7 protein-coding genes are annotated in these 7,739 nt (G+C 54.9%); 4 read left to right on the top strand and 3 right to left on the bottom strand.

Annotated elements, in window-relative coordinates; genetic code table 11:
- From ADICEAN_RS10715 to pnuC, 3 genes are all read right to left on the bottom strand, one after another.
- Positions 1-819, bottom strand: an 819-nt coding sequence (locus ADICEAN_RS10715; protein WP_040396711.1) for a carboxypeptidase-like regulatory domain-containing protein, incomplete at its 3' end; no start/stop codon positions are given.
- Positions 820-1,320: 501 nt separating this feature from the next.
- Positions 1,321-1,848, bottom strand: coding sequence for an AAA family ATPase (locus tag ADICEAN_RS10710; RefSeq protein ID WP_009195608.1), 528 nt, complete (start codon positions 1,846-1,848; stop codon positions 1,321-1,323).
- Entirely contained in the window at positions 1,845-2,492 is a 648-nt protein-coding gene (gene pnuC / locus ADICEAN_RS10705; protein ID WP_009195607.1) for a nicotinamide riboside transporter PnuC, read from the bottom strand. The genes ADICEAN_RS10710 and pnuC overlap by 4 nt, the downstream gene beginning before the upstream one ends.
- Positions 2,493-3,188: 696 nt before the next feature.
- On the opposite strand from pnuC, the gene guaB reads away from it, so the two are divergent.
- From guaB to ADICEAN_RS10685, 4 genes are all read left to right on the top strand, one after another.
- Complete coding sequence (gene guaB, locus ADICEAN_RS10700) at positions 3,189-4,661, top strand: IMP dehydrogenase (protein WP_009195606.1); 1,473 nt, start codon at positions 3,189-3,191, stop codon at positions 4,659-4,661.
- A gap of 95 nt (positions 4,662-4,756) precedes the next feature.
- Positions 4,757-6,838, top strand: coding sequence for a SpoIIE family protein phosphatase (locus ADICEAN_RS21160; RefSeq protein WP_009195605.1), 2,082 nt, complete (start codon positions 4,757-4,759; stop codon positions 6,836-6,838).
- An 80-nt stretch (positions 6,839-6,918) separates the two neighbouring features.
- The gene (locus tag ADICEAN_RS10690; RefSeq protein ID WP_009195604.1) at positions 6,919-7,266 is read left to right on the top strand and encodes an STAS domain-containing protein; all 348 of its coding nucleotides are present in this window, start codon (positions 6,919-6,921) and stop codon (positions 7,264-7,266) included.
- A complete protein-coding gene (locus ADICEAN_RS10685; RefSeq protein WP_009195603.1) occupies positions 7,256-7,687 on the top strand; it encodes an ATP-binding protein in 432 nt (143 codons plus the stop codon). Before ADICEAN_RS10690 ends, ADICEAN_RS10685 begins: the two co-directional genes overlap by 11 nt.
- Positions 7,688-7,739 lie beyond the last annotated feature (52 nt).

Here is a 7,739-nt window from a genome sequence, read left to right as displayed (position 1 = left end):
GGACAGGCGTGCATCTACGGCAAAGTGCTTGTTGAGCAGGCCGGTGCCGGCTTTTACCGTATAGCGCTGGGTATTGAACGAGCCAGCGCCCAGCTGTAACTCTCCATAAGGCTCGGGATTGAGGCGCTCGGTCTGGATGTTGAGGCTGGCGCCAAAGGCCGCTGCCCCGTTGGTAGAGGTGCCCACCCCGCGCTGGATCTGCAGGTTATCCACAGAAGAGGCCAGGTCGGGCGTATTCACCCAGAAGGTGCCATGCGACTCGGCATCGTTCAGGGGAATGCCGTTGATGGTCACATTAATGCGCGTAGCATCGGAACCACGGATGCGCAGGCCAGTATAGCCCACCCCTGCCCCGGCATCGGAGGTAGACACTACCGAGGGGGTAAGGTTGAGCAGGTAGGGAATGTCCTGGCCCAGGTTCTGCTTCTGCAGCTCCTGGCGGCTTACTTCGGTAAAGGTAGTAGGGGTTTGTTCGGTAGCGCGGGTGGCGGTTACTACTACCTCATCGGCCATCAGTCCCCAATCCTGCAGCTGCAGGCTTAGGTGAAGGTCCTGCTGTAGCACCACCTCCTGCTCCAGGGCTTTGTGGCCCACATAGGTGATGCGAAGGCGGTACGTGCCGGCCGGCAGGTTTGTAAACCTAAACTGGCCAGTGGCATCGGAGGCTTGGGCACGGCCGGCATTGAGCAGGCGTACAGAAGCTCCGGGAAGGATTTCCTGCGTTTCAGAAGACCGCAGGTCGCCGCTAAGGGTGTGCTGGGCCATCAGGCTCAGGGGCAATGCAAAGAGCGCCACCAGCAGCACAAGTACTTTTTTCATTGTGGTAAAGGATAAAATGAAACAAATACAGCTGTAGCAGCAGGCTCCGGAACCTACCGCCACAAAGAGCGGGCAGCAATTGGGTGTGGTGTAACAAACGTTCCCTACGCCGGTATTATCCGGATCAGGTGCTTGCCCCGGCTGCGCCAGGAGCAAAGGGTATAATCTCAGCCCGTTATTATAAGGCACCCCTTGTTCGATGGGGCAAAGATAGGGTTTCTTGCGGATATGTGCTAATGGAGCCAAAAATATCAGTTGCTGCCATCGGCTCTCCAGTTGGGACCGGAGGGGTCCCGGTGATGGTCAGTAGCAGGGGAGGTGGGGCAAGTAGGGTAGGCAGGGCATTTCAGCGCTGGTTCGAGCGTGCCGCTTGGACCTCATTATACTGGTCGAGGGTCCGAGCGGCACGCTCGAACCAGCCAACGCAAGTAGCAGCAGGGAACATATAGGCGAAAAAAAGAAGGGGGCACCCCTTGGCGCCCCCTATGCATTATTTTTTTTCTATTTCTTCGCTGTTTTCAGCAGTTTGTCTACCGCCTTCACAGCGGCCTGCAGACGCTCTTCGCCCTCGCCCTGAATGATGCTGTAGGGGCGCTTGAGAAATTTCAGCTCGCCCTGGTAGAGGCGAAACATCTGCTCCCGCAGGTGAGGATGTTCCCGCTGGGGGTCGGGCTCCCAGGCAAGGTCGGGCGAGAGGAGCAGGTAGTGGTCGTACCGCTTTTTCTGCAGCTCTTCCACAATCCAGGGGTGCACATGGCCGTACTTTACCTGGCTCCAGATCTTGATCACCAGCAGTTCGGTATCGCAAAAGAGCAGACCATTGGCCTGGGGGGTGAGCTCATCTTCCATGGCCATCTGCTGGCGGGCTATTTCCAGCAGGTCTTTTTCCTTATAGGGTTTTTTCAGTTCTGCCAGATAGGTGCGGGCCCGCTCGGGGATCCAAAGGGTGTTGTAGTGCTGAGCAAGCTGCTCGGCAAGCGTGGTTTTTCCAGTCGATTCGGGGCCGGTCAGGGCAATTTTAAGTATCATGCAAGAGGGTGACTCAGGTACTGCTTTCGCCAGCGAAGATAGCCCGCCAGGGCAATCAGGGTGTATAATCCAAACAGATACGGCGTAAGGGTAAATTCCCGGCTGGCGTATAAAAAAATAGACGCCGCATCAATCACGATCCAATATAACCAATTTTCCAGTACTTTTTGTGTGACCATCCAGGTTGTAACCAGGCTGAAGACGGTTGTAAAGGAATCCAGATAGGGGTTGGCCGCTGGGGTATAGCGGGCCAGCAGCCAGCCTATCAGCAGGGTAAGGGCTGTATTGGCCAGCACAATCAGCAGGTGCCAGCGCAGCGGCCACTGCACAATGGGCCGCTGCTCCCCTTCGCTCAGCGGATGCCCGCTTTCCGGCACGGCCTGCCGGCGGCGATGCCCCCTCCTGCGCCACTGTACCCAGCCTACCACCGCCATTACAATGTAAAACAGCTGCAGGCCCGACTCGGCCCATAGGTTGGCCGCCAGGCACAGGTAAAGGTAAAGGGAGGTGCTCACAAAGGCCGCCGGCCAGCACCAGATGCTTTCGGCCGCTGCCAGCAGCACATAGGCCAGGGCCAGCAGCACGGCCAGTGCTTCTATCCAGCCCATGGCGCTTACCGCTTCCAGTACCGCATTCCACTCCATAAGGTTTCACGTAATGCGCCCAAAGGTAGACCCGGCAGTGGGAAAAATGCAAGTTACAAGAATAGACAATGGACCGGGCGGCGATCCGCAATGGACCGGGCGGCGATCCGCAATGGACATGAGACAATAGACAATGGACTTTGGCCAATTGTTGGTAGTAGCTAACGTGAATTACGGGTTACTTTTCTTGGAAAGTTACTATGCCAAGCAGATCCCCCTTGGCGAAGGGGGTAGGGGGATTGAAATAGTTGCAGTTTCAAAAGCTGCCTTTACTAAATTTTATCGGTCAGGTTCATTATGATTTTTAATAAGCCTCGAATTCAATGTCACCAATCCCCCTACCCCCTACGCGGGCCGCCCTTCGTCAAGGGGGATTTCGTACGTTATTATAGCTTTAGGTAAAGAGCTTAATCCATAATTCACGTTAGCTACTAGTCAGAGGAGATGTTGCTGCTGTAGTACAGGCTACTTCCTTAGGTTTGTCTGATAGTGAAAGGCTTTATAGTTCCGGACTGGGTAGGCGGGCAACCCCCCCGGGTCCAATATCTAAGGTCTATTGCGGATCGCCGCCCGGTCCATTGTCTATTGTCTATTGTCTATTGTCATATTACCTAAAATAAATCCCATCCCCTGTTTGGTTTCCGCAGCGGCAGGCCGTAATTTTGACCGGCAAATAAAGAAAGGGCTTTGTTTGCTATGCACGCCGATTCCACCAAACTCATCTTTGAAGCACTAACGTACGACGACGTTCTGCTGCTTCCTGCGTACTCCGAGGTTCTCCCCCGCGATACCGACTCCAGCACCCAGCTTACCCGCAACATCCGGCTTAACATTCCGCTGGTATCCGCCGCCATGGATACGGTAACCGAATACGACCTGGCCATTGCCATGGCGCTGGAAGGCGGCCTGGGATTCATCCACAAAAACATGAAAGCCGAGCGCCAGGCCGAGCAGGTGCGCAAGGTAAAACGCTCCCAGAGCGGCATGATCCTGGACCCCATTACCGTAGATGTAAATGCCACCGTAGGCGATGCTGTGCGCCTGATGCGCGAGAATAAGATCGGGGGCATCCCCGTTATCGATGGCAACCGCAAATTCATTGGCATTATCACCAACCGCGATCTGCGCTTTCAGAAAAACATGCGCGTGCCGGTAAGCGAGGTCATGACCAAAGACAACCTCATTACCGCCGGTAACAACATAGGCCTGGAAAAGGCCGAAGACATTCTGCAGCAGCACAAGATCGAAAAGCTGCCCATTCTGGATAAGGACGGCAAGCTCACCGGCCTGATCACCTACAAGGATATTCTCAAGAACCGCGACCGACCCAATGCCTGTAAGGACGAATTTGGCCGCCTGCGGGTAGGCGCTGCCGTTGGGGTAACCCCTGATATGCTGGACCGCATCAAGCTGCTGAAAGAAGCCGGCGTGGATGTGGTGAGCATCGATACTGCCCATGGCCACTCCAAAGGGGTGATCGAAGCTGCCAAACGGGTAAAGAATACCTATCCCGAGCTGGACCTGATTGTGGGCAATGTAGCCACCGCCGAGGGCACCAAGGCCCTGATCGATGCCGGGGCCGATGCTGTAAAGGTGGGCGTAGGCCCGGGCTCTATCTGCACCACCCGCATCATAGCCGGGGTGGGCATGCCGCAGCTCTCGGCCGTATACGAAGGCGCCAAAGCCGCCAAGGGGTCTGATACCACCATTATTGCCGATGGCGGCATTCGTTTTAGCGGCGATTTGGTAAAAGCCCTGGCTGCAGGCGCCCACAGCGTCATGATCGGATCACTGCTGGCCGGCACCGAGGAGGCGCCCGGCGAGGTGATCATCTACGAAGGCCGTAAGTTTAAAAGCTACCGCGGCATGGGCTCGCTGGAGGCCATGGAAGAGGGATCAAAAGACCGCTACTTCCAGGATGCCGAAGACGATGTGAAGAAACTGGTGCCCGAAGGCATAGTGGGCCGTGTGCCCTTTAAAGGCAAAGTGGGTGAGGTACTCTACCAGCTGGTAGGGGGGCTGCGGGCCGGCATGGGCTATTGCGGCGCTGCCAACATAGAAGCCCTGCAGCAGGCCAAATTTGTAAAGATCACTGCTGCCGGCATGCGCGAGAGCCACCCGCACGATGTAACCGTAACCCGGGAGGCGCCCAATTACAGCATGCGCTAAAAATTAGTTTCCAAAACAGGAACATTTGCCCAAACACTCCGTATGGGTTCAATACCAAAAAGGCTGATGCGGATCAGCCTTTTTGCTTTGGCCCGATGTACAAATTTTTGAAGCCCGTAACCAGCCACCTGCCCGATATCAGAAGCTTCGGTTCGCATCTGAACTGGATTGTACTGCTATTGGTGAATCTGCTCATTATTGTGAGCCTGCGGCACGAATTGATAACGCCCGAGCTGCGCAACTGGGCCCCGCACCTGACGCTTAACATGCTGCTGGTAGGCCTGCTGTTCTGGGGCCGCTACCAGATTGGGCCTGTAGACCGCCCCTCCTTTCTGCCGCTGCTCATCAAACTTTGTACCCTTACCGGCGTGGGGGTGCTGGTAGTACTGTTTCTGGAGGCTATTATGGCCCTTTTCAGTGGCAGCCGCCTGGTATCCGACCCCTTTTTTGCCACCATGGTCTACAGCCTGGAAGTGCTGGCTGGCGGTGCCGTTCTCACCGGGCTGCTCATTGGCTTTAAGCGCCTGATCCTCTTTGAGAAAACCCGCCTGATGATGATCACCTGGCGCCTGTTTGAGTATGCCCTGGTGACTACCACCGTGCTGAGCCTGTTCAACATCCAGTTTCAAAGCCTGGGCTACAACATCATTATCATAGGCCTTAGCGGGCTGGGCATTTTGCTCTCCGTACACCTGAAGTGGGTGGGCTATCTTGATTTTCGGCAAAAGGTGCAGGCCCTGGGGGTACTGCTGGTGCAGCTGGTCTGCCTGCTGATCTTTGCCTTTTTCATGTACTTCTATGCGGCCGATGCGCACCTGCTCTTTCATGCGGTAGACAACATGCTGCTGGTGGTGTTGCTGATTTTTGCCCTTATTGCCACCACCTTTTCGGTACTGGTGATCTTTTTTAACCTGCCCACCTCCTCGGTATTTGAGAAAAAGCTGGAAGACCTCAACGGCATCAAGCAGCTGCAGCAAAGCCTGCGCAAGCGCCAGAGCGAAGCCGACCTCTACCAGCTGCTGCTGCAGGGGGGGCTAAAAGCCACCGATGCCCAGTGGGGCTGGGTAGCCATCCAAAGGGAGGGAGACGAGCTGCGCACCCATCAGCCCGATGAGCTGCCCGCCCAGTCCATCTCCTCCCTGATTGCCGCCATCAGCGATGCGCAGATGCAAAAATGGCTGCGGGGCACATCCGCCACGGGCCGCAAGAAAAGCTATTACCTGCTGCCGGTGCAGCATCCCGTCTACAAATCGGCCCTGGTGGTACCCCTGCGCATACAGGAGACCCTCTGCGGCCACCTGGTGCTGCTCAAAAATGTGCCCGAGGGCTTTAATAAGGATGCCGTGGGCATTGCCCGCCTCTTTGCCGAGCAAACCTGCCTCTCGGTTGAAAACCTGCTGCTGCTGGACGAAGCCCTCCGCAGTGAGCGCTATCAGGAAGAAATGGCCATTGCCCGCCGGGTAAAGGCCAGCCTGCTGCCCGACAGCATCTGCTGCAATGCCGACTGCCAGCTGGCCGTCTGTAGCCAGTCGGCCGATGATGTAGGCGGAGATTATTATGATGCCTACCGCCTGGACGAGGATCGGGTGGCCCTGGTGGTGGCCGATGTATCGGGCCATGGCAGCTCGGCGGCCTTTACCATGTCGCAGCTCAAGGGGGTATTCCATAGCCTGGTGCCGCAGGGGCTGAGCTGCAGCGAATTTTTGCTGCAGGCCAACAGCGCCCTGAGCCGGGGCCTGGGCCGCACTACCTTTGTTACGCTGGTGTATGGGGTGCTGGACCGCCGCAGCCGTACCTTTACCTTTGTGCGGGCCGGTCATTGCCCGGTGATCCATTACAGCCAGAAAAGCGGGCGCCTCAGCCAGCTGGGAGGCAAAGGTATGGGCCTGGGCCTGTTGCGCAATAATTCCTATCAGGAGCATATTGAAGAGCAAACCATCGCTTATGGGCCGGGCGATGCCCTTTTATTGTACACAGATGGCATCATTGAATGCCGCAATGCTGCTGGAGAAGAATTTGGCCAGGAGCGGCTGCTACAGCATTTTGGGGCGTTGGCGGCTCAGCCACAGCACTCGGCGCAGGAGGTGTGCACCCAGCTGCAGGAGGCCCTGGCGGACCATGCCGGCCTGCAGCAAATTCAGGATGATCACACAACCTTAGTGTTAAAATTCAGTTAAGCAATTACATAATTTGCGGTTGCAACTTTAATTATTATTTTACACGGTGTAACTTAAGCCGCCATTAAGCGTATTTTAGGATGATAAACATCACAAAGGAGTCTGAAAAGAATATTCACATCATAAAAGTGGAAGGTGATGTGGATGCTGCCTCCTCGATCTATCTGGATAAGGCGATCAGTGAAGCCTTGTCTTTAGGGCAAAAACGGGTTCTGATCGATTGTAATCAACTTGAATACATTTCCTCTGCCGGCCTGGGTGTGTTTATGTCCTACATCCAGGATTTTGAAAATAGTGATTCCAGGTTTGTGTTGTTTGGACTCAGCGATCGGGTCGCTGGGGTTTTTGAAATACTGGGCCTCGACCAGCTACTGACCATTGTCAAGACCAAAGAAGAGGCCCTTATTCGGGTGAGCAATGAAATATAGTATAAAGGTGCCCTGTTGCAAGTCTAAACTAAAGACCATTCGGTCGTTTGTAGACGATACACTGGGGCAATACATCATATCAGACATTGATCTGAACATGTTGGTGCTAGCCGTAGATGAGGTGTGCGCCAACCTGATCGTGCATGCCGATAAAGAAAATCATTTATCGGAAGAGTGCATTGTGCTCAACATTCTGGTGCGCAAAAACACCATTGTATTTGAAGTGATCGATTTTAAAGACCACGGTTTTGATTTCAGCAATTACCAGGAGCCAAAACTTGACGACCTGATCAAAAGCCGCCGCAAAGGGGGCCTTGGCCTTATGCTGGTGCGCCGCATTATGGATGATGTAGAGTTTAAGACCACCAACAGCCTTAATGTATGCCGCATGGTGAAGAAAATGCCGGTGGTAAACGCCTAATACTCCTCTTTTTTTCTCAGCCTGCTTTTTCTTTGCCCGTTTTCGGGCTTTT

The sequence above is a fragment of the Cesiribacter andamanensis AMV16 genome, from assembly GCF_000348925.1.
Taxonomy (GTDB): Bacteria; Bacteroidota; Bacteroidia; order Cytophagales; family Cyclobacteriaceae; genus Cesiribacter; species Cesiribacter andamanensis.
This window is presented reverse-complemented; position numbering and strand designations above follow the sequence as displayed.

Bases quoted from the DNA above. Each gene is read 5' to 3' on its own strand.
- ADICEAN_RS10710 (WP_009195608.1), bottom strand. From the start codon at position 1,848: ATGATACTTAAAATTGCCCTGACCGGCCCCGAATCGACTGGAAAAACC.
- pnuC (WP_009195607.1), bottom strand. From the start codon at position 2,492: ATGGAGTGGAATGCGGTACTGGAAGCGGTAAGCGCCATGGGCTGGATA.
- guaB (WP_009195606.1), top strand. From the start codon at position 3,189: ATGCACGCCGATTCCACCAAACTCATCTTTGAAGCACTAACGTACGAC.
- ADICEAN_RS21160 (WP_009195605.1), top strand. From the start codon at position 4,757: ATGTACAAATTTTTGAAGCCCGTAACCAGCCACCTGCCCGATATCAGA.
- ADICEAN_RS10690 (WP_009195604.1), top strand. From the start codon at position 6,919: ATGATAAACATCACAAAGGAGTCTGAAAAGAATATTCACATCATAAAA.
- ADICEAN_RS10685 (WP_009195603.1), top strand. From the start codon at position 7,256: ATGAAATATAGTATAAAGGTGCCCTGTTGCAAGTCTAAACTAAAGACC.